Below are 23,917 nucleotides of genomic sequence, written 5' to 3'. Positions count from 1 at the left end.
CGCAATGGAATTGAGTACAATCATTGCGTTTTTAATTTTTACTAAAAGGAACAGAATAAATGGTTAATGAAATTAAAAAAGATGCACAAGATCGTATGGATAAAAGCCTTGAAGCATTAAAAGGTCATATTGCCAAAATTCGTACAGGTCGTGCGCAACCAAGTTTATTAGATGCAATCCAAGTAGAATACTATGGTGCAGCCACACCACTTCGTCAGTTAGCCAATGTTGTGGCGGAAGATGCGCGCACGCTCGCAGTAACCGTATTTGATCGTTCGTTAATCAGTGCGGTGGAAAAAGCGATTTTAACTTCCGATCTCGGTTTAAATCCGTCTTCTGCCGGTACGACGATTCGCGTACCGCTCCCTCCACTAACGGAAGAACGCCGCCGTGATTTAATTAAAATCGTTAAGTCTGAAGGCGAGCAAGGCAAAGTCGCTATTCGTAATGTTCGCCGTGATGCGAATGATAAAATCAAAGCGCTGCTAAAAGACAAAGAAATCAGTGAAAATGAACAGCATAAAGCGGAAGAAGATATTCAAAAAATTACTGATCAATTCATTAAAAAAGTTGATGAAGTTTTAGCTGAAAAGGAAAAAGAGCTATTAGATTTTTAGTTGTGATGATATAAAGGCGCAAAGATGTCCGATGAACTAATTGTAAAAAATACTAAATCTGCTCTTGTTGCAGATGTATCTTTTTCTATTATTTTCCAAGTATCTTTGAAGCTAAAATAATCTTAGTAGCGAAATAAAGGACGCATGGGCGTCCTTTTTACTCAATATAAAAAAGTGCGGTCAAAAATTTATGCAAAAACAAAATATTGTGATTCTTGGTGCGACAGGATCAATTGGACAAAGCACCCTATCTGTGATTGAACATAATCCTGAAAAATATCATGCCTTTGCTCTTGTTGGTGGGAAAAACGTTGAGTCAATGTTTGAAAAATGTGTGAAATTTCGACCGCACTTTGCTGCCCTTGATGATGTAACTGCTGCCAATATTTTGCGTGAAAAGCTTTCAGCACAAGGGATTGCAACAGAAGTATTGGCGGAGCAAAAAGCGATTTGTGAATTAGCCGCACACCCTGATGCCGATCAGGTGATGGCGGCGATTGTCGGTGCGGCAGGTTTATTGCCGACTTTATCTGCAATAAAGGCAGGAAAACGCGTGTTGTTAGCCAATAAAGAAGCATTGGTAACTTGTGGAAAGATTTTTATTGATGCCTTGAAACAGCATAATGCCACTTTGTTACCGGTGGATAGCGAACATAATGCGATTTTTCAATCTTTACCGCCCGAAGCGCAACAAAAAATCGGTTTTTGCCCATTAGCCGAATTGGGCATTAGTAAAATCGTTCTGACAGGCTCTGGAGGTCCTTTTCGTTATACTGCATTAAATGAATTTAAACATATCACACCGGAGCAAGCGGTCGCTCACCCGAATTGGTCAATGGGGAAAAAAATTTCCGTAGATTCCGCTACAATGATGAATAAAGGCTTGGAATATATTGAGGCCCGTTGGTTATTCAATGCAAACGCAGATGAAATGGAGGTGATTATCCACCCACAATCTATCATTCATTCTATGGTGCGTTATGTCGATGGCTCAGTCATTGCACAAATGGGGAATCCTGATATGCGAACCCCGATTGCTGAAACTATGTCTTATCCTCATCGCACCTTTGCCGGTGTTGAACCTTTAGACTTCTTTAAAATCAAAGAATTAACTTTTATTGAGCCTGATTTTAATCGCTACCCAAATTTAAAACTGGCGATAGATGCGTTTTCTGAGGGGCAGTATGCGACAACAGCAATGAATGCCGCGAATGAAATTGCAGTACAGGCTTTCTTAGATAGTCGCATTTCATTTACGGATATTGCACGAGTTAATCAAGAATCGGTATTAAAAATGCCGAGTACGGTTATTTCAAATATTGATGATGTACTGGCGGTAGATGCTCAGACCCGTATTATTGCCGAACAATTAATTAAACGATATTAAAAGTGCGGTCACTAACAAACTTATTTTATGATAGAACTTGATAAGAATAATATCCCGTTACATGTTGCCATTATTATGGATGGCAACGGGCGTTGGGCAAAACAGCGTAATAAATTGCGTGTTTTTGGCCATACTCATGGCGTTGGCGCTGTTCGCCGAGCGGTCAGCTATGCACGTCAAATTGGTGTAAAAGTGCTGACACTTTACGCCTTTAGCAGTGAAAATTGGAATCGTCAGGAGCAAGAAGTCAGTGCCTTGATGCAACTTTTTATGCAAGCATTGGATCGTGAAGTAAAGAAATTACACAAAAATGATATTCGTCTGAAAATTATCGGCGATATGTCACGGTTTAGTGAAAAATTGCAAGAGAAAATAAGAAAAGCAGAAAATCTGACGGAAAAAAATACCGCACTTACGCTGAATATTGCCGCCAATTATGGCGGTTGTTGGGATATTGTACAGGCGACCAAACAAATTGCAGATAAAGTAAAAAATAATGAAATACATAAGGAAGATATCACCGAACAATATTTCCAGTGTCATTTGGTTACTCAAGATCAGCCGCAAGTGGATTTATTAATTCGTACCAGCGGTGAACAACGGATTAGTAATTTTCTACTTTGGCAAATTGCCTATGCGGAACTGTGTTTTTTAGATGTTTTATGGCCGGATTTCAGTGAAAAAGATTTTAATCAAGCCATTGTGAGTTATCAACAACGTCATCGCCGTTTTGGCGGGACAGAATAAGCGGAGAAATTATGCTTAAAGAACGTGTATTATCGGCTATTGTACTTATTGCACTGGTACTTTGTGCCTTATTCTTATTTAGCCCTTTTTATTTTGCTTTGTCTTTGGGATTAGTGGCGACATTGGGCGTGTGGGAATGGACACAATTTGCCCGATTTAAACAGCCTCTCGCCCGTTTGTTTATTACGGCATTCCTCGGCGCTTTTATTTTTTTATGGCTTTTTACCGAAAGCAATTATTTAGATGCCGGTCGTGTTTTTGAGAGTTATCTTCCGTTTATCTTGCTTAATTCTGTGGTTTGGTGGGGCATTGCACTATTGTTAGTCATCACTTATCCCAATTCCGCAAGATATTGGGGTAAAAATAAACCGATTCATTTATTGTTTGCTTTCGCAACCCTAATCCCTTTCATTGCTGCCGTCTTGCGTTTGCGTTTAGAGCATTATATGCAAGATCCTCATCATGGTTTATTTTTACTACTTTACGTATTTGTGCTTGTTTGGGCGGCGGATTCCGGTGCGTATTTTGCCGGTCGTGCTTTTGGTAAACATAAACTTGCGCCAAAAGTTTCACCGGGTAAAACTTGGGAAGGCGTGTTTGGCGGCTTAATTACTGCAGCTATTCTTGCTTGTGCATTTATTTATTTCTCTGGCGAAACATTACTTGGTAATCGAGCTATAACGGGCTTTATCACGCTTTCTGTTGCAACAGTAGCCATTTCAATTTTAGGTGATTTAACAGAAAGTATGTTTAAGCGTGAATCAGGTATTAAAGACAGTAGCCAACTTATTCCCGGTCATGGAGGTGTCTTAGATCGCATTGACAGCTTAACGGCTGCTGTACCCTTTTTTACTTACTTTTATTTCTTTGTCTTATAAGGATTGATCATGTCATTTTTGTGGTCACTGGGTTCTTTTTTGATCGCTATCTCTGTGTTAGTGGCGGTTCATGAATACGGTCATTTTTGGGCAGCACGAAAGTGCGGTGTAAAAGTGCATCGTTTTTCTATCGGCTTTGGTAAAGTGCTTTGGCGGCGTACCGATAAACAAGGAACTGAATTTGCCCTGTCAATGATCCCATTGGGTGGCTACGTTAAAATGTTGGACGGACGGGCAGAAGACGTTCCCTTGTCGTTAAAATCTCAGGCGTTTGATCAAAAATCGGTATTACAACGTGCATTTATTATCGCAGCTGGGCCATTGGCTAATTTTATTTTTGCTATCATAGCGTATTGGATAATTTATTCTGTCGGGATGCCAAGTGTAAAACCTGTGATTGAAAGTGTTGCGCCAAATTCTATTGCCGCGCAAGCAAAAATAGAAGCCAATTCACAAATTATAACAATTGATGGACAAGATGCACCGGATTGGGAAACTATTAATATGCTATTAGCCGCAAAGTTAGGGGAATCTCAAGTGGATATTGGTTTTTCATCTTTTGGTTCAAATGTTACTTATGAAAAACGCTTAGATTTATCCGATTGGAGATTTGATCCGGAAAAAGAAAGCGCTTTTGAATCTTTGGGTATGAACCCCGTTCGAGCCAAAATAGAGATGACGTTATCTAAAGTGGTGGATAATTCTCCGGCGCAGAAAGCGGGTTTGCAAGTAGGGGATAAAATTTTAAATAAAAATTTGACCGCACTTTCATGGCAGGATTTTGTAAAACTGGTCGAACTAGGGCGACCAATTCCTTTAAAAATTGAACGTGATGGCAATATTTTTGACAAAATGGTGCAGCCGGAAAAAAATACAGAGAACCGTTGGTTTGTGGGGATAAGTCCAACCTTTTTAAATATCGGCGAGCAGTACCGCACAGAATTAAAATATGGTATTCTTGATGCCCTGTCGAAAGGTGTAGAAAAAACGGCACAATTATCTTGGTTAACCGTTAAAGTGATGGGCAAATTATTTACCGGTGATCTTTCTTTAAATAATTTAAGCGGTCCGATTTCTATTGCAAAGGGTGCAGGCGCGTCATCAAGTGTTGGATGGGTTTATTTCCTGAGCTTTATGGCGTTAATCAGCGTCAATTTAGGCATTATGAATTTATTTCCGTTGCCGGTTCTGGATGGTGGACATCTGGTGTTTTTGGCGGCAGAAGGTATTAAAGGAAAACCTGTTTCCGAGCAGGTACAACATTTAAGTTATCGCATTGGAGCGGCATTGCTATTAACCTTAATGGTATTTGCACTTTTCAACGATTTCTTACGTTTATAAATTTTTATAGTAAATAGGATACAGTCGATGAAAAAACTTCTAATTGCAAGTTTATTATTCGGTACGGCAACAAGCGTGTTGGCTGCCCCTTTCTTGGCAAAAGACATTCGCATAGATGGCGTTCAGGGTGAATTAGAACAACAAATTCTCGCGGGGTTGCCGGTTCGTTCAGGTCAACGAGTGACCGATAACGATGTGGCAAATATTGTTCGCAATTTATTCGTAAGTGGTCGATTTGATGATGTGAAAGCTTATCGTGATGGTGATTCTCTAGTGGTGAGCGTGGTTGCCAAGCCGATTATTTCGGAAGTGCATATTAAAGGAAATTCTTTAATTCCAACGGAAGCATTAAAACAAAATCTGGATTCGAACGGTTTTAGAGCAGGAGATGTACTTAATCGTGCGAAACTTGACGAGTTCGTGAAAGGCGTGAGAGAACACTATAAAAGTGTAGGGCGTTATAATGCTAAAGTCGATGCGATTGTAAATACGCTCCCAAATAATCGTGCGGAGATCAATCTTCAAATTGATGAAGATGATACGGCAAAATTAAAATCCGTCACCTTTAATGGTAATACAGAGGTTTCCAGTAGTACATTACAAGAACAAATGGAGTTGCAACCGGATGCATGGTGGAAACTATGGGGCAATAAATTTGATGCAACCCAATTTGATAAAGATTTACAATCTATTCAACAGTACTACCAAAATAATGGTTATGCTAAGGCGTATGTTACCAATACAGATGTTCAGCTAAATGATGAACAAACCAAAGCGGAAGTGACGATAGATATTAACGAAGGAGAAAAATACGATTTAGCTAGTGCTCGTATTGTTGGTAATTTAGGTGGGATGGCTGAAGAATTACAGCCGTTACTAAACAACCTTCACTTAAGCGATACTTTTAGTCGGGCCGATGTGACCGATGTCGAAAATGCTATCAAAGCAAAACTAGGGGAACGTGGTTATGGTAGTGCAACCGTCAATACCGTACCAACATTTGATGATGCGAATAAAACAATCGCTCTAACTTTTGTCGTTGATGCAGGTCGTCGTTTATCCGTTCGCCAAGTTCAATTTGAAGGTAATACTGTTTCAGCCGATAGTACATTACGTCAGGAAATGCGCCAGCAGGAGGGTTCTTGGTATAATGCGCAATTAGTCGAGTTGGGTAAAATTCGTTTGGATAGAACAGGCTTCTTTGAAACGGTTGAAAGCCGGATTGATCCGATTGAAGGTTCTAATGACGAAGTGAATGTGGTTTATAAAGTCAAAGAACGTAATACAGGTAGTATTAACTTTGGGGTAGGTTATGGTACGGAAAGTGGTATTAGTTACCAAGCCAGTATTAAACAGGATAATTTTTTAGGTACAGGGGCTGCGGTAAGTTTAGCAGGCTCTCGTAATGATTACGGTACGACGATTAACCTTGGCTACACCGAACCATATTTTACAAAAGACGGGGTAAGCTTAGGTGGTAATGTATTCTATGAAACTTACGATAACTCCGATAGCGATACTTCATCGACTTATAAACGTACGACTTATGGTGGCAATGTTACCTTAGGTTTCCCGGTAAATGAAAATAACTCATACTATGTAGGGTTAGGTTACACTTATAATAAAATTAGTAATTTCTCTCGAGAATATAATCGTGATCTTTATTTAGCCTCCATGAATTTTGATTCAACCTCTATCAAATCTCATGATTTTGATTTTTCCTTTGGTTGGAATTATAACAGTTTAAACCGCGGTTATTTCCCAACTAAAGGGGTGAAGGCAAGTATTGGTGGGCGAGTTACCATTCCGGGTTCCGATAATAAATATTACAAACTTAATGCAGATGTCCAAGGCTATTATCCGCTTGATCGTGCGCATAACTGGGTCATTTCAGGTAAGGCAGGGTTAGGCTATGCAAGTGGTTTTGGTGATAAACGTTTACCGTTCTATCAAAACTATACGGCGGGTGGTATTGGATCACTACGTGGTTTTTCGTATGGTGCAGTAGGACCGAATGCGATTTATTGGGTAAAAGATAAGAAGGGTAATGAAGGATATAATGCTAATGGGAGTAGCGATATTGTTGGCGGGAATGCTATTGCCACAGCGAGTGTTGAATTAATTCTACCGACGCCGTTTGTGGCAGAAAAAAATCAGAATTCTGTCAGAACTTCATTATTTGTTGATGCGGCAAGCGTATGGAATACCAAATGGACGGCACAAGATAAGGCAAACTTCCCTAACTTACCGGATTACAGCGATCCAAGCCGCATTCGTGCTTCTGCTGGTGTCGGTTTCCAATGGCAATCACCAATCGGGCCATTGGTATTCTCTTATGCCAAACCGATCAAAAAATATGAAAATGATGATGTAGAACAATTCCAGTTTAGTATTGGCGGTTCTTTCTAATCGAACTTTTTATTTATCTTCTAGTCAAAACAAGCACTTGCACAGCATATATTCAGGCTGTGCAAGCATGATTAACTACTTAACCTAATAAGGAAATTTCAATGAAAAATGTTTTAAAAGTCACCGCACTTTCAGTAGGTATCGCACTTGCATCAGGTTTTGCCGCTGCAGATGAAAATATTGCATTTATTAACGCCGGGTATTTATTCCAAAACCACCCGGATCGTCAAGCTATTGCAGATAAATTAGATTCTGAATTGAAACCGACAGCAGATAAATTGGCTGCAAGCAAAAAAGAAATTGATAATAAAATTGCCGCATCACGTAAAAAAGTAGAAGCAAAAATTGAGGCTTTGAAAAAAGATGCGCCGCGTTTACGTCAAGCTGAAATTCAAAAGCGTGAAGAAGAAATTAATAAGTTCGGAGCTAATGAAGAAGCCGCATTGACGAAATTGATGCAAGAGCAAGATAAAAAAGTAGCGGAGTTCCAAGAAGAAAGCGATAAACGCCAAACAGAAGCTCGTGCAAAATTATTAGAAAGTATCCAAGTCGCAACAAATAATGTAGCAAAAGCAAAAGGTTATACCTATGTACTTGATGCAAATTCTGTGGTATTTGCAGTAGAAGGTAAAGATATTACCGAAGAAGTATTAAAATCTATTCCTGTAACTGAAAAAGCTACGGCACCGGCTAAAACAGAAGAGAAGAAATAATAGGTTCTCATAATGCAAAAATCCTATTCTTTACAAGAATTGGCGAATCAAATCGGCGCTACCCTTCGTGGTAACGCCGATACTGTTGTAGCAAATATCGCTCCTCTTGATAAAGCGCAAGCTCATCAACTCACCTTCATTTCCAATGTAAAATTTCGTCCATTATTAAAAGAATCTCAAGCCGGTGTTTTAGTGGTATCCGAAGCTGATGTTGAATTTTGTGCGAAGGAAAGTAATTTACTCATTGTTAAAGATCCTTATGTAGCTTATGCGATTTTAGCGCAATATATGGACAGCACACCAAAAGCAGCAAAAGGCATTGCGCCAAGTGCGGTCATTTCTGATGGTGTTTCTTTAGGTGAAAATGTATCAATTGGAGCAAATAGTGTCATAGAAGAGGGCGCAATATTAGGCGATAACGTGATTATCGGTGCAAATTGCTTTGTGGGAAAAAACACAAAAATTGCTACCGGTACGCAACTTTGGGCGAATGTGACCGTTTATCATGATGTAGAAATTGGTTCAAACTGTTTAATTCAATCCGGTGCGGTAATTGGTAGTGATGGTTTTGGTTATGCGAATGATCGCGGTCGTTGGATTAAAATTCCACAAGTGGGTCAAGTTATTATCGGTAACAATGTTGAAATCGGCGCTTGTACTTGTATCGATCGGGGCGCATTAGATGCAACAGTGATCGAAGATAATGTGATTATCGATAATCTTTGTCAAATTGCCCATAATGTTTACATTGGCACAGGTACGGCGGTAGCAGGCGGTGTGATTATGGCGGGGAGTCTGACTGTAGGGCGTTATTGCCTTATCGGTGGCGCGAGTGTGATCAACGGCCATATGGAAATCTGTGACAAAGTGACGATTACCGGCATGGGAATGGTGATGCGGCCAATTACCGAACCAGGGATTTATTCTTCCGGTATTCCGTTGCAAACCAATAAAGAGTGGCGTAAAACAGCGGCACTGACTTTGGGGATTGATGGAATGAATAAGCGTTTAAAAGCACTTGAAAAGAAAATCAGTTAATCCTTAAAACGCACCGCACTTTAGTGGTGCGTTTTGTTTTTAATCATAAATATCGTATAATTCACGCGAATCTAGTTTTTTATTTGTAAAGGTATCAACGTGTCAGAACAGCAATCAAGAGTGATCGAAGCGAAAGAAATTATGACTTTATTACCACACCGTTATCCGTTTTTATTAGTGGATCGAGTGTTGGATTTCAAGGAAGGCGAATGGTTAAAAGCGATAAAGAATATCAGTGTTAATGAACCTTGTTTTACCGGACATTTTCCCGGTGAACCGATTCTGCCGGGGGTATTAATTTTAGAAGCGCTAGCCCAAGCCATGGGCATTTTAGCGTTTAAAACCCATGAATTAAAAGGCGGAGAATTATTCTATTTTGCGGGAATTGATGAAGCCCGTTTTAAACGTCCTGTGTTACCGGGAGATCAAATGGAATTAAATGTTCAAGTGATTAAAGAACGCCGCGGAATAACCGCTTTCACAGGCATTGCCACGGTAAATGGTGAAGTGGCTTGTGAAGCAAAATTAATGTGCGCACGTCGCTAAATAAGGAAATAACTATGATTCACTCAAGTGCAAAAATCCACCCGACAGCATTAGTTGAAGAAGGGGCTATCATTGGTGAGGATGTGGTAATTGGTCCTTTCTGTATTGTTGAAGGTTCTGTTGAGATTAAAGCACGCACCGTGTTGAAATCACACGTGGTAGTACGTGGCGATACAGTGATTGGTGAGGATAACGAAATTTATCAATTTGCAACGATTGGCGAAGTCAACCAGGATTTAAAATACAAAGGTGAGGCGACAAAAACCATTGTTGGTAATGCTAATAGAATTCGCGAACATGTGACGATTCATCGGGGGACTATCCAAGGTGGTGGCGTAACCCGTATCGGTAATAATAATCTTCTGATGATTAACGTACACGTTGCGCATGATTGCCAAATCAAAAATAATTGTATCTTAGCCAATAATGCCACCCTTGCCGGTCATGTTGAATTAGATGATTTTGTAATTGTTGGCGGTATGTCTGCCATTCATCAATTTGTGGTTGTAGGGGCTCACGTAATGTTAGGCGGTGGTTCAATGGTTAGCCAAGATGTACCGCCTTATGTGATGGCGCAAGGCAATCATGCCCGTCCGTTTGGCGTGAATTTAGAAGGCTTAAAACGCCGTGGATTTGATAAACCGACGATGCACGCAATTCGTAATATATATAAGATGATCTACCGTAGCGGTAAAACGCTTGAGGAAATTATTCCGGAAATTGAACAAATTGCTGAAACCGATTCCGCTATCAGTTTCTTTACCAATTTCTTCAAACGATCAACCCGCGGAATTATTCGTTAACAGCGTTGCTCTCTTTTAGAAAGAGTAAACATCATTAACAATTAGCCGTACTTTAATCCAAAGTGCGGTTATTTTTTAGGATAAATTTAATGAACAAGGAAAATCCGACTATCGCACTTGTTGCGGGAGAAATTTCAGGTGATATTCTCGGCGCAGGCTTGATTCGTCAGCTGAAAACTCATTATCCTAATGCTCGCTTTATGGGGATTGCCGGTCCTAGAATGTTGGCTGAAGGTTGCGAAACCTTGGTTGATATGGATGAACTTTCTGTTATGGGATTGGCTGAAGTCGTTAGGCATCTACCACGTTTGCTAAGAATCCGTAAAAATGTGATTCAAACCATGTTACAGGAAAAGCCTGATGTGTATATTGGTATTGATGCACCGGATTTTAATTTAGATGTAGAGCTGAAACTCAAAGCGAACGGCATTAAAACTATTCATTATGTTAGCCCTTCCGTGTGGGCATGGCGTCAGAATCGAATTCATAAAATTGCGAAAGCCACGAATCAAGTATTGGCATTTTTGCCTTTTGAAAAAGCGTTTTATGATAAATTTAATGTGCCTTGTCGCTTTGTCGGTCATACTATGGCGGATGCGATTCCATTAAAACCGAATCGTGTCGAGGCTTGTCAATTTCTCAATATCGATCCGACCCAACGTTATTTAGCGATACTTGTAGGGAGCCGAAGGGCAGAAGTTGAATTTTTAGCCGAGCCTTTTTTGAAAACGGCATTATTGTTGAAAGAGCAATTTCCCGATTTACAATTTCTTGTCCCATTAGTCAATGAAAAACGCCGACAACAATTCGAAGCCATTAAGGCAAGAGTTGCTCCGGATCTAGCGATGTACCTGATTGATGGCAATGCACGCCAAGTTTTGATTGCGGCACAGGCTACGCTATTGGCTTCCGGCACGGCGGCCCTTGAGGCAATGTTATGTAAATCACCGATGGTGGTAGGTTATAAAATGAAACCGCTCACTTATTTACTGGCAAAGCACTTAGTGAAGACTGACTATATTTCCCTACCAAATTTACTCGCAAATGAAATGTTAGTACCGGAAATGATTCAAGAACATTGTGAGCCTGCATTACTTGCCGAAAAACTGGCGGAATATTTGTCTGACGAAGAAAGTGCGGTTAAAAAACGCCACGTTTTAATTCAATGTTTCACGGACTTACACCAACAAATCCAATGTGATGCGGATAAACAAGCGGCTCAAGCGGTAATTGATTTATTAGAGGAATCTCAAAATGTTTGAATATCCACAAGGCTATGAACTTATTGCCGGTGTAGATGAAGTGGGGAGAGGCCCTTTAGTGGGTGCAGTAGTGACGGCTGCGGTGATTTTAGATCCGAATTATCCCATTGAAGGCTTAGCGGATTCAAAAAAATTGACGGAAAAAAAACGCCTTATCTTGGCAGAAGAAATTAAACAAAAAGCACTCGCATGGTCATTAGGGCGCGCGGAAGCGGAAGAAATTGATGAACTGAATATTTTGCAGGCATCCTTACTTGCCATGACACGAGCGGTAAAATCTTTAAAAATTCAACCGCACTTTGTGCTGGTAGATGGGAATAAAATTCCTAAAGATCTCAATATTCCCGCCCAAGCTATTGTGAAGGGCGACAGTCTGGTGGCGGAAATTAGTGCCGCCTCTATTTTGGCAAAAGTGGCACGGGATCAGGAAATGGAAGCCTTGGATCGTCAATATCCTGAGTATGCTTTTGCCCAACATAAAGGGTATCCGACCAAATTACATTTGGAGAAATTAGCCGAATTGGGCGCATTGCCACAGCATCGCCGTAGTTTCTCACCGGTTCGCAAAGTATTAGAAAATCGCTAAAGATGAGGGAAAGGAGATGAATACCATATTCACAAATGCGCTTTGGGTTAGCCCGCTTTTCTGGACGCTCGCTTTGTTAGCCGTTGCTGTGATTTTGTTCATGAGAAATAAAGTACGAATGGATGCGGTTGCACTTTTGGTGATGTTGGCATTTTATTTGAGCGGTATTTTAACCACTAATGAGATTTTTGCCGGCTTTAGCGATCCGAATATTATTTTGATTGCATTATTGTTCATTATTGGTGAAGGATTGGTGCGTACAGGGGTTGCTTATCAAGTGAGTGAAGGGATCTTGAAACTTGCCGGAAATAGTGAAACCAAAGTCTTGGTGTTACTGATGCTTGCTGTAGCAGGTTTGGGGGCATTTATGAGCTCTACAGGGGTAGTGGCGATTTTTATCCCTGTGGCATTGATGATCTGTCGCCAAATGAATCTTTCCCCAAAACGCTTAATGATGCCGTTGAGTGTGGCTGGTTTAATAAGCGGTATGATGACACTCATCGCCACCGCACCTAACTTGGTAGTGAATGCGGAATTGGTTAAAGATACAGGCGTTCGTTTAAAGTTTTTTGATTTCACCCCTATCGGTATCGTTATTTTATTTTTAGGAATTGGTTATATGCTATTAACCCGCCGTTGGCTTGGAGGAAATATTGCCACGGATAGCCAAGAAAATAATCAACGTTCCATGGCTGAATTGATTGATGAATATGGTTTACGCGGTCGTGCAAAGCGTTTTGTAGTGCGTACAGGTTCGCCTTTTATCGGCAAAAAACTAGATGAATTACATTTACGCTCCAACTATGGGGCGAATGTCTTAGCGATTGAACGTTGGAAACGTTTTCGCCCAACTTATATGATGCCACTTGCTACCTCTGAAATTCACGAAAAAGATATTTTGATGATTGATATTGGTCAACAGGAATTTAATTTAGCGGAGTTTTGTCAAACCCATAATTTAGAACCGGCAGAGATTAAATCTCAATCTTTTGATGAGCAGGCGAAATCTATTGGAATGGCGGAATTAGCCTTAGTGCCGGGGTCGGCATTGATTGATAAAACTACACAAGAGTTGGCGTTTCGTTCTCGTTATGGATTAAATGTGGTGGGGATCAAGCGGGATGGCGAGTTGATTTCGGATAGCTTTTCCGGCACACCTTATAAGCTTGGTGATTTAATTCTCGTTATTGGCGATTGGAAAGTGATTCAACAAATGCGTAACCGCACCAAGGATTTTGTGGTACTCACTTATCCAAAAGAAATGGACCGCGTCGCACCGGCACAAAGCCAAGCACCGCAAGCCTTGCTTTCCGTGTTAGTGATGGTGTTATTAATGGTATTCGGTCTTGTACCCAATGTGATTGCAGCACTCATTGGTTGTCTAATGTTGGGCTATTTCCGTTGTGTCGATGCCAAAAGTGCTTATGATTCCATTCATTGGCCAAGTTTAATTTTGATTATCGGTATGATGCCGTTTGCCACAGCATTACAAAAAACCGGTGGGATTCAACTTGCTGTGGAAGGAATGCTACAGCTGATGGGTAATTGGGGAATGCACCTCGTGCTGATGATGTTATTTATTTTCTGCGCTGTCGTGGGATTGTTTATTTCCAATACGGCGACTGCAATTTTGGTTGCGCCGATTGCTATCTCGTTAGCACAACAGCTTCAGGTATCGCCTATTCCTTTTGCAATGGTAGTTGCCATTGCCGCTTCCGCTGCCTTTATGACTCCGGTATCTTCACCGGTGAATACAATGGTGATGGGGCCGGGAGGATACAAATTTAGTGATTTTTTAAAAATTGGTGTGCCCTTTACATTGATTGTCATGGTAGTCAGTGTGTTTTTAATTCCATTTTTATTTCCATTTTAAACATTGAGATTTGATACAAAAATTTAAGGAAAAATATGACCGCACTTTTAAAAATTGGCCTTGTTTCTGTGTCTGATAGGGCTTCATCGGGAATATATCAAGATCAAGGTATTCCCGAATTACAGGCTTGGTTAGAGAAGGCATTAATCGATCCTTTCTATGTGGAAACCCGATTAATTCCAGATGAACAAAGCATTATTGAGCAAACCCTCAGAGAGTTGGTCGATGAACAAGGCTGTCATCTTGTATTAACCACAGGGGGAACGGGGCCGGCGAAACGTGATGTAACACCTGATGCAACCTTAGCGGTCGCCGATCGTGAAATGCCCGGTTTTGGAGAGCAAATGCGTCAAGTGAGTTTACATTTTGTTCCTACGGCGATTTTATCCCGTCAAGTTGGAGTGATTCGCAAAGAAAGCTTGATTTTAAATTTACCGGGGCAACCCAAAGCCATTAAAGAAACCTTAGAAGGGGTGAAAGACAAAGACGGCAATGTGCTGGTGAGAGGTGTTTTCAGTGCTGTGCCTTATTGTTTACAGCTCATTAACGGGGTGTATATTGATACTCACTTAGAGATTATTGAAAGTTTCCGCCCAAAATCGGCAAGACGGGAAAATTTGGAGAAATAAAATGAAAAAAATTGAAGCAATGATTCGCCCATTTAAGTTGGATGATGTACGTGAAAACCTTTCCGATATCGGTATTAGCGGGATGACAGTGACTGAAGTGCGAGGTTTTGGTCGCCAAAAAGGGCATACTGAACTTTACCGTGGGGCAGAATATATGGTGGATTTTCTACCAAAAGTGAAAATGGAAATTGTCGTGCCTGATGATTTACTTGAACAATGCCTTGAAACTATTGCAGAAACCTGCCAAACCGGAAAAATCGGTGATGGAAAAATCTTTGTTTATGATGTAGAGCGGGTGATCCGCATTCGTACAGGTGAAGAAAATGAGGAAGCCATTTAGTGGAAAACCGCTTAAATTTACACCGCACTTTGTTAGGAATTGTCGCCGTTGTTATTATTTTAGCTAGCATAAAATTAGCAGCTTGAAATTGTCGTACCATTTTTACCGGCATTTTGTTGCCATTATTTGCTCTCCTATTATTAAGGCAATGACCGTCCGCCACGTTTCTCATTGGCTTGCGATGGTATTGCTGTTTATCTTGATTTCCCTCCATTTCCTTTTCTCTGTTGAGATTGATTAATAGCAGTGTGCGGGAGTTTATTGCTGTTTTCTTTAAGAGTTGATGCTTCATTGGAATACCCCTGTTAAATGATTAAACTAACGGTAGTTTGCCGAAATACCTCCAAAGTGCAGTGATACTCTACAAATAAGACAATGTTGAAGCTTGATTTTTGAGATATTCATCATAAATTTTTTTTGAATAAAAATAAGTTTTATCCTTTTGACATTATTTGATTTTCTTTCCTTAGGTAAAACAAATCAAATCATTAACCGAGTATTAAAGTGCGGTCATTTTTTCACTCATTTTAAATTTATTCAGCTTTACCAATGCGATGTGATTATTTTTTATACATATAAACGATAATTTTATCAATTCCTGTCATTTTTGCTCATCTCATTCGTCCAATATGTACTGGCGTGCTTATCAGAAAGATAGGCAATGCTTATTTATAAAACAAATAGCTAAGTTTTATCCTGAATTGGATTAATGATTAAGCATTTGCTTAAACGACTATTCCATAGCTCACTGATTTACTGATAACGCCAATACCAACAAAGTCAATGAATGGCTTTGTTGTCTTAATTTTACGATTTAATTACCTAGGAATCTTTTACAGGAGACAAACAAAATGAGTACCTCAATAAGAAGGTCTATTAGTTACTTACTCTACTTGTCCTTATTTTCCGGCACTGCTTTTGCGACCGATGTACTTACTCAAGAGCAGCAAAATTTAAAGCATCAAAAAGTCATCCAAGAGACAGAAGAAGCCTTAAGGAAAGCAAAAATATTTTTGCGAGAAGAGAGTAAACAGGAAACAGACTCTATTACAAAAGATGAGAGTCAAACTGACCGCACTATTAAGCGTATTACAGTCGATCAAGCTGGGCGATCTGTTTATTTAGATTTTGATTCTGTTATTAAACAATATGAAGAAAAGCCTCTAACTACAAAACAGGTATTTGCCTTAGTGAAAGACTTAACGGATGTCTTATACCGTGCGGGTTATGTAACCAGTGCGATTGGTTTAAAAAATAATGTGGCAGATAAAAATGAACTAGATTTCATTATTCACTGGGGATATGTCAACGATTATTTGGTCAACGGTGAAAAACCAAGCTCATTTAAAGATAAAGCAATGGTTTTTACTCTACCAAGTCTGAAAAATAAATTACTGAATGTTTACGATGTGGATCAATTAGTGGAGATTTTAAATACCACCAATAAATCTGCAGAAATAAAAGTGATTGCAGCAGAGAAAGAGGGTGAGTCTAATTTTAATTTAGTAACCAATCGCACCTATTTGCCTAAGGTAACGTTAGGATTTAATAATTCCGGTGCTGAAAATAATGCAAATGGTCGTAATCAAATTACTGCAAGTGTGAATTGGAGTGATTTATTAGGTACAAATGATAGTTGGTATTTTTCAACAGGATATCGATTATATAAAGGGCATAAAAAGAATAGCCAACAAAACTATTTATTAAGTTATAGTCAGCCATTTTCTACCTATACTTTAGATATAAAAGTTTCACAATCCGATTCTAAAAAAGAAATAAAAGGTATTCATTCTTATAATTCCGAGGGGAAAATTAAAACAGCAAATATTAAATTAGCTAAAGTGCTTTCTCGAAATAAAGATATGATTCTTTCTGCTTACGGAGAATTGGAATTTAAAACTAAGAAAAATTATATCGGAGAGCGTTTAGTTAGCCATTACAATAATAATAAGTTAACCATTGGTTTATCTTATATTAAGAATTTTTTAGGGGGGAAACTCTATAACGATATTTCTTATTCAAATGGATTAGGTTGGTTTGGTGCTAATAGTTTAGCTTATAACTCAAAGGGTGATAAAACGCTTTCTTTATTATCGGGAACAATGAGTTGGTATAAGAGTTTTGCTTTGCAAGAAAGACCGCTTAACTACCAACTTCGTTTAGGATTTCAGTATTCACCTTATAGTTTATATGGGGATAATCAATTTTCTATCGGTGATGAATATACCGTTAGAGGTTTTAAAGGAGGGATAATTTCTGGAGACAGTGGTTATTATCTTTCTCAAACAGTTGATATACCTTTTTATCCTGAAAAAATGTCTATTTCTCAAGTCAAACCTTTCTTAGGAATTGATTTTGGTCGAACTTTTAATCATGCCCAAAATGATAATGAAACACTTGTCGGGGCTGCTGTTGGTACACGAATCCAAGTTAGCCGTCTTAATTTATCTTTTACTTATTCTAAACCCATCAAGAATGTAAAGACAAATAAAGGCGATTCCAATATTTATTATGTAAATGGCTCAATTTCATTTTAATTCATATTTTAAAATAGGAGAAACTTAGTATGAATAAAAATAGATATAAACTGATTTTTAGTAAATCAAAATCATGTTTAGTTCCCGTCGCTGAATATATTAATTATGAATCAGGCGACACCGGTAGTGTAGAAAATAAAGAAGAAAGCGAATCTGGTAGTGAAGGACACCATATTTTCCGTCTATCTACATTTTCTTGTCTTATTAAATCGCGCTTGTTACACCTGGGAAATGCAGCATTAGCCTTCTTATTTGTTGTGCCAAATACTGTATTTGCAGATGTAAATAGCAAGGATATCATTTTAGATAAAAATAATCGTGAAACAAAAATATCCGAAACAACCAATGGCGTACATATTATTGAGATTGCTAAGCCTCAATATGATGGTATTTCTGATAATAAATTCCAAAAATTCAATGTAGGCAATGGTGCGGTATTTAATAACAGCAATAAGGAAGGAAATTCTTATTTAGTTGGGAATTTAGAAAAAAACCAAAATTTTGATAAAGATACGGCTAAGGCGATTTTAACTCAAGTAACCGGCAGTCAAATGAGTAAAATTAAAGGGGGGCTTGAAGTATTTGGTGATAAGGCAGATTTATTAATTGTTAACCCAAATGGGATCAATATAAACGGGGTGCAAACATTTAATACAGATCGTTTTGTAGCCTCAACCAGTAATGTGATTGATCCGAAAAATGGCTTAAAACTTTCTGTTGAGAAAGGAACGGTGACCATTGATAAAGACGGGATTGCCACCGACGGATTGAAATATTTAGATATTGTTGCGAAAAAAATTGAGCAAAAAGGTGCAGTCCGTAACATCAATGATAAAGCGCCTGTTGAAACCAATATAACCTTTGTTGCAGGTTCATCAGAATACGATGTGAAAGCAAGAAAGGCGAAATCGAAGTCGACTAAATCCACGGAAATCGCAATTACCGGTACTGAAGCCGGCGCTATGTACGGTAATCATATCCAATTTATCACAACAGATACGGGGGCTGGAGTAAATCACAAAGGTATTATTCTTTCCGAAAAAGATATCCAAATTGAGAATGCACAAGGTAAGGTTGAAGTTGCTACATTACAAGCTAAACAGAACGTATCCTCAAAAGGTAGTAAAAAGCTTGATATTAATGGCCAAATCTCGGCTGGGAAAGCAATCAATCTAAACTCAACAGAAGTTAATTTAAAACAAAATACAAAGGTAAGCAGTCAAAAAGTTGATATTTCTGCGAATAAAACCACTACGGACAAAAATGCCAAAATTAGAGGTACAAATGTTAATATCAATAGCCAATCAACTCAAATTGGTAAGGACTCAACTGTAATTGCAACAAATCTGGATATTAAGGGTAAGAATCTAGAAAATAACGGTACGATTGCAGCTCGTTTTAATAAAATTTATGTAGAAAAGCTAGATAATAAGAAAGATATTCTAGCCGAAAAGACGCTTGATATATCTACCTTTGGTAATATTTTATCCCAAAATAATATTACTCGGGATGATGGTTATCACAATAATGGGACTATTCAAAGTAAAGGAACTGCGAACCTTACGTTTAGATTCACTCATTTCCACTCAGCTTCTCATAAACTACCGGAGGCTAGAGAAAAATTAACGCTTTCTGCTAAGGAAGTCTTTTTTGATAAAGGTTCGGAAAACCAATTATCATCTTCACTGGATATCAACTCAAACGATGATGTTTTTATCAATAAAGGGGTATTAACTAGCGCTAATCAATTATCTGTAAAGGGTCAAAAAATTATAAACGAAGGTTTATTAGGGGCAAAAAACAGCTTAAATCTAACTTCCTTCTCAAATATTACCAATAATGCTGCTGGCGTTTTACATTCAGATGGTGTAATGAATTTAAATGCCGATGATATTATTCATAATCGGGGAGAAATTCTTTCAAAAGGGAAAATCACTGTATCAGCACAAAAGTTATTTAATGATATTGAGTTTCAGGGCAGTGTATACCATTATGATCAAAGTATTAAGTCGACAATTATCGATCCAGGTTCAACCAGAACGGATTATTATAGCATTTTCGGTTCTATTCCAAGATTAGGGAATAATTTAAAAATTTCTCATATAGGTAATATTCGTGGTGAAAGTGACTTTGAATTTATTCAAAAAAAATCCAAACTAAGTGATGCAGGAATAACTAATCACGGCATTATTAACATTCAAGGAAATCTAATTTCTAATGGAGCAAAAAGCATCATTAATGATATGAGAAGTGCCAAATTTAATATATTTGATTATTATTTAAATTCACCAGCAAATATTACTATTGAATTTCAACCGGTTCTCAATGGAATTGGGATTCCATTACAAAATAGTGTAGAATATGAATTTGACTCTGTAGCTGCATTAATAAAATTCTTTTTTGAAGAGAACGGTACTGAGCGTTATATACAAGGTAATTTTTTAACTGTCTCGGTAGATAAACAACAAGTTTTAAAACTATTAAAATCAGTCAGGGCTCCATTATTACAATCCACATTAACAACTATATTAGGTGCTAATTGGGAAAGTAAATCTTTGATGGAATTAAAAGCCGCATATGAGGCTTCAGAAAGAGCAAGTAAACTTGGTTCTAAAAATATAGAGCTTTATCCTAAGAAAAAATCAAAAATACTAGCCGGCTCTTTTATTGGAGATACTAATATTTTAGTAAATGGTAAAAGAGGCGAGGAAGGAGCTTTTGATGATAAAGTGTCTATTGGGAAGCATACAATCCAAGCACCGCCGATTCAATTAAAACCCTTTGTTGTACAACCGGAAAATAATGGCAATAGCGAAATTGATTTATCCACATTATTAGAATTATTGTCTAATCCGAATTTATTCATTGATCGCTCGTTTAATAAGAAAAAAGAAGACAACACCAATATCTTTGTTCCGAAAGAAGATACAGATCTATTAGGTGAAACTGAAGAAGAGAAAAAACAGCGTCTAGAAAAAGAACGTCTTCTTGAAAAAGAGCGTTTAGGAGAGGCAGAACGTAGAAAAAAACAATTAGAAGAGGAACAGAAAAAACTAGAATCGCTTTCTGAAGAGGAAAAACAACGTCTCAAAGAGTATGAGAAAAAATTAGCCGAAGAGAAAAGAAAAGCCGATGAATTGGCTAAGCAAAGAGACATTCCGGTAGATAAAGATCGCGCTCGAGTAGAAGTTGATCCGCTTTACCATACGAGAATGAAATATATCAACCAAAATGATTATGTTGGCTCCGATTATTTCTTTAATAATGTTGCGCCAAGAGGAACGGAAGACAAAGTAAGTGTCATTGGTGATAGCTATTTTGAACACCAATTGATTACCCGTAGTATTGAGAAAAAGGTCGATAATCATTTGGCTCTCAAGTACGATTTGACGAATGTCGAGTTGGTTAAACGTTTAATGGATAATGCGTACCATACGTCTGGAGATCTAAACTTAACCTTAGGTAAGGCATTAACTAAAGAGCAACAAGACAATCTAAAAGAGGATATTATTTGGTATGTCAAATCCACCATTAATGGAAAAGAGACGTATGTACCTCAGGTCTATTTTGCGAAGCAAACGTTGGAAGATGCTGAAAAATATAAAGGGCTAGGAAGTGCGGTCATTAATGCGAGAGAATTGAAGTTAAAGGCTCACGATGTCCAAAATGCCGGCACGATTGCAGGAAATCGTGTTGATATTGAAGCGGAAAATAAAATTAAAAATACAGGGGATATTTTAGGTAAAGAACTGGTTCGCCTGAAAGGACACAAAGGTATTGAATCGACTGCTACTTCCTATGCTGATAAGAAAGGAAATACGGTTATTCAGAAATCAAGGATAGCTTCAGAGCAACACGTACATTTAGAAACTGATTTAGATAGCGATATTGATATTACAGCCTCTGATGTAAAAGCAAAAACCGGTTTTGTAAAAACTAAAGATCTCAAAGCTAAAGATTCCCATAAATTTAGCAGTAGTCATAAACAGAAACAGATATTCGCTACAGGATTATTGGGAGAACAATATCAAGCAGGGGGAGAAACGGAAGATACTTATAGTGCGGAATCCGTTGGTTCGGAATTAGAATTTGATCATCTTCATTTGGCTGTAAAAGGTGATGTAGAACAGACCGGTAGCAAGATAAAAGCAGATCGTATAACCGGCGTTATACAAGGTGATTATAAAACTAAAACAGGGCAAAATATCCAACATACGGATAAATCAAAAGGCGTCTTTGGTGTATTTGCAAGCGCGTCAGCTGCCGGTGGCGGGAAGTCTGTTTCGGCTTCTGCTGATAGTATCGATGGTGTCTCGACTCAAATATCAGAAAGTGATTACACCGGGGCTAATGCTGAATCAGGCATAAAGTTTGAGCAAGAAAAATCATCGAGAACTGACTTGAAAAACGTCAATAGCGAACTTGACGCGAAAAGCGGTGATTTACAGGTTTTAGGGACTTTAGATATCGGTGGACTTGATATTAATAAATCAATGCCTGAATCAGCATCTGAATTAACGCAATCAACGACCAACGAAGAAGCGAATAAAACAGAAGATGACAATTCTACAGATAAAGCTTCAGAAGTAGAGAAGCCTGTAGAAAATAATCAAACAAAAGGTACTAATCCAAATTTACGCAAGCTATCTAAAGAAGAAATTGAAGAATTGATGGCGGAAAAAGATCAAGCCTTTTTTGACGCTCAGAAAGAACTGCGTAATGATAAGTTGAAATTAACCGCCAAAGAAATTATTTCAACCAAATACCAAGATGAAACTGATTTTAAATCGTCTAAATCCTCTTTTAAATTGGGTGCAACCGGCGAAGCTCACTCTGCAATTGCTGATGTTGTTAGCCATTCAATTAAACAAGCAGAAGATGCTAAAAAAGGTATTAAACAAGACGGTACGGCTGCATTACAAGTGACGAGTGACATCGCTAATTTAGTGACAGGTGATTTAGTTGGTGGTTCAGTTAAAGCCCAAACTGGCTATAGCCAATCTAATACGGGTTTTAACGAAAAATCGGATAATCGTAATACCTTAAACGGTAACCTTGTCTTGAGTGCAACAGAGGGGGGAATTGAATTAAATAACGTTGAACGCAGTAAGAGCGGCAAACTCTCTCTAAATGCAAAAGATAAAATTACGATAAATGCGGGTAAAACAGAAAGAACAGAGTCGGATGAATCTTTGTACGCAAAAGTATCCGCTGGAGGTACAGTGTCTTGTGGGGTGATGTCTCAAGGCTGTGCAGTTGGTGTAACTGCTGGTGTTGAAGCAGGATATTCTACTACAAATACCAAGGCGACTACCTATCAAAATAGCCAATTATTGGGTGATGAAATTGAGATCAATACAGAAAGTGATCTCACCCTATCAGGTGCTAATATTAAAGCGGATGTTTATCGTACAAAAGTGGAAGGGAAAACCTCAATTGAATCTAAGCAAGATACCTATGAAAGACATAATAAACGCTTGGATGTGGGTGTCTCTGTAGGGGCTTCGGTAACCACAGCTTTAACCGTAAAACCAACAGGTAGCGTAACAGTGGGTTATGGTCAGGAAGATGAAACGAGCCGGATGGTTAATCAGCAATCAGGCATTGAAGCTGGAAAAATGATTGGTCAAATTAAAGACTTGGATTTAACAGCCGGTTATTTTGTTGATAAAAGTGGGAATAACGACCTTACCACTACGGGCAGTGTTACTCATCGCTCTTTAGAAGACTATCATCATAAAGATGGTGGCGAGTTCGGTGTATCTATAGGGTTAAATGAACGGGGAACTTCTCAAGCCAATATAAGAGGAGGCCGTTCGGCACAAAAACATTATGAAGCGACACAGCACGCAACTCTGTCAGGTATTGATTCTCAGTCTGTTGAAAAACCAATTAATCAGGATTTGAATAAATCTAAAACCGTTCATCGAGATGAACAATTAGCAAGTACCAGTTTTGGGTTTGAGCTAGGTGATTTGGCTGAATTGGGGCAAAAAGGCCTAAATAAGGCAAAACAAGCCTTAAATAAAAACTCAAATCAAAATAGTGCAAGAGGATTGAACGATATTGCTTCAAATAATGATCAATTGCCAAAACCGAAACAATCGGAAGCGCCTATCTACGAAGAGATTCCGGATAGCCCTTACGCGAAGCTAGGTGATGCAAACGCCAATGCACAGCGTAAATCAACTGAGTCCGAGCCGATTTACAG

General features: G+C 38.6%; 17 protein-coding genes and 1 pseudogene. All 18 read left to right on the top strand.

Going from position 1 to position 23,917, the window contains the following annotated elements; genetic code table 11:
- Positions 1-59 precede the first annotated feature (59 nt).
- Positions 60-617: a ribosome recycling factor gene (frr, locus tag A3GE_RS0106820; RefSeq protein ID WP_018356510.1), complete on the top strand. Its 558-nt coding sequence runs from the start codon at positions 60-62 to the stop codon at positions 615-617.
- Between the two features lie 190 nt (positions 618-807).
- Positions 808-2,004: a 1-deoxy-D-xylulose-5-phosphate reductoisomerase gene (gene ispC, locus A3GE_RS0106810; RefSeq protein ID WP_018356509.1), complete on the top strand. Its 1,197-nt coding sequence runs from the start codon at positions 808-810 to the stop codon at positions 2,002-2,004.
- A gap of 27 nt (positions 2,005-2,031) precedes the next feature.
- Entirely contained in the window at positions 2,032-2,751 is a 720-nt protein-coding gene (uppS, locus tag A3GE_RS0106805; protein ID WP_018356508.1) for a polyprenyl diphosphate synthase, read from the top strand.
- Between the two features lie 11 nt (positions 2,752-2,762).
- A complete protein-coding gene (locus A3GE_RS0106800; RefSeq protein ID WP_018356507.1) occupies positions 2,763-3,629 on the top strand; it encodes a phosphatidate cytidylyltransferase in 867 nt (288 codons plus the stop codon).
- A 9-nt stretch (positions 3,630-3,638) separates the two neighbouring features.
- Entirely contained in the window at positions 3,639-4,970 is a 1,332-nt protein-coding gene (gene rseP / locus A3GE_RS0106795; RefSeq protein ID WP_018356506.1) for a sigma E protease regulator RseP, read from the top strand.
- A 27-nt stretch (positions 4,971-4,997) separates the two neighbouring features.
- The gene (gene bamA, locus A3GE_RS0106790; RefSeq protein ID WP_018356505.1) at positions 4,998-7,379 is read left to right on the top strand and encodes an outer membrane protein assembly factor BamA; all 2,382 of its coding nucleotides are present in this window, start codon (positions 4,998-5,000) and stop codon (positions 7,377-7,379) included.
- 101 nt (positions 7,380-7,480) lie between these two features.
- Entirely contained in the window at positions 7,481-8,092 is a 612-nt protein-coding gene (locus A3GE_RS0106785; protein WP_018356504.1) for an OmpH/Skp family outer membrane protein, read from the top strand.
- Between the two features lie 12 nt (positions 8,093-8,104).
- Positions 8,105-9,130 (top strand): UDP-3-O-(3-hydroxymyristoyl)glucosamine N-acyltransferase, encoded by a 1,026-nt coding sequence (lpxD, locus tag A3GE_RS0106780; protein WP_018356503.1) that lies wholly within the window; start codon positions 8,105-8,107, stop codon positions 9,128-9,130.
- Between the two features lie 99 nt (positions 9,131-9,229).
- On the top strand, positions 9,230-9,676 hold the full coding sequence (gene fabZ, locus A3GE_RS0106775) for a 3-hydroxyacyl-ACP dehydratase FabZ (protein ID WP_018356502.1): 447 nt from the start codon (positions 9,230-9,232) through the stop codon (positions 9,674-9,676).
- Between the two features lie 14 nt (positions 9,677-9,690).
- Positions 9,691-10,479: an acyl-ACP--UDP-N-acetylglucosamine O-acyltransferase gene (gene lpxA, locus A3GE_RS0106770; protein WP_018356501.1), complete on the top strand. Its 789-nt coding sequence runs from the start codon at positions 9,691-9,693 to the stop codon at positions 10,477-10,479.
- Positions 10,480-10,568: 89 nt separating this feature from the next.
- Positions 10,569-11,741, top strand: a complete 1,173-nt coding sequence (gene lpxB / locus A3GE_RS0106765; RefSeq protein WP_018356500.1) for a lipid-A-disaccharide synthase — start codon at positions 10,569-10,571, stop codon at positions 11,739-11,741.
- Positions 11,734-12,327 (top strand): ribonuclease HII, encoded by a 594-nt coding sequence (rnhB, locus tag A3GE_RS0106760; protein ID WP_018356499.1) that lies wholly within the window; start codon positions 11,734-11,736, stop codon positions 12,325-12,327. The genes lpxB and rnhB overlap by 8 nt, the downstream gene beginning before the upstream one ends.
- 16 nt (positions 12,328-12,343) lie before the next feature.
- Complete coding sequence (locus A3GE_RS0106755) at positions 12,344-14,200, top strand: SLC13 family permease (RefSeq protein WP_018356498.1); 1,857 nt, start codon at positions 12,344-12,346, stop codon at positions 14,198-14,200.
- Positions 14,201-14,235: 35 nt separating this feature from the next.
- Positions 14,236-14,829, top strand: a complete 594-nt coding sequence (gene mog, locus A3GE_RS0106750) for a molybdopterin adenylyltransferase (protein WP_018356497.1) — start codon at positions 14,236-14,238, stop codon at positions 14,827-14,829.
- A gap of 1 nt (position 14,830) precedes the next feature.
- Positions 14,831-15,169 (top strand): nitrogen regulatory protein P-II, encoded by a 339-nt coding sequence (gene glnB, locus A3GE_RS0106745; RefSeq protein WP_018356496.1) that lies wholly within the window; start codon positions 14,831-14,833, stop codon positions 15,167-15,169.
- Positions 15,169-15,429, top strand: a pseudogene (locus A3GE_RS12365) (AI-2E family transporter); the annotation flags it as partial. The gene glnB and the pseudogene A3GE_RS12365, both read left to right, overlap by 1 nt.
- A gap of 591 nt (positions 15,430-16,020) precedes the next feature.
- Positions 16,021-17,706, top strand: a complete 1,686-nt coding sequence (locus A3GE_RS0106735) for a ShlB/FhaC/HecB family hemolysin secretion/activation protein (protein WP_018356495.1) — start codon at positions 16,021-16,023, stop codon at positions 17,704-17,706.
- 29 nt (positions 17,707-17,735) lie between these two features.
- A partial coding sequence (locus A3GE_RS12225; RefSeq protein ID WP_018356494.1) for a two-partner secretion domain-containing protein occupies positions 17,736-23,917 on the top strand: 6,182 nt, incomplete at its 3' end.

The sequence above is a fragment of the Rodentibacter pneumotropicus DSM 21403 genome (assembly GCF_000379905.1).
GTDB classification, from domain to species: Bacteria; Pseudomonadota; Gammaproteobacteria; order Enterobacterales; family Pasteurellaceae; genus Rodentibacter; species Rodentibacter pneumotropicus.
Note: the sequence above shows the minus strand (reverse complement) of the source record. Positions and strands in the feature narration are given on the sequence as shown.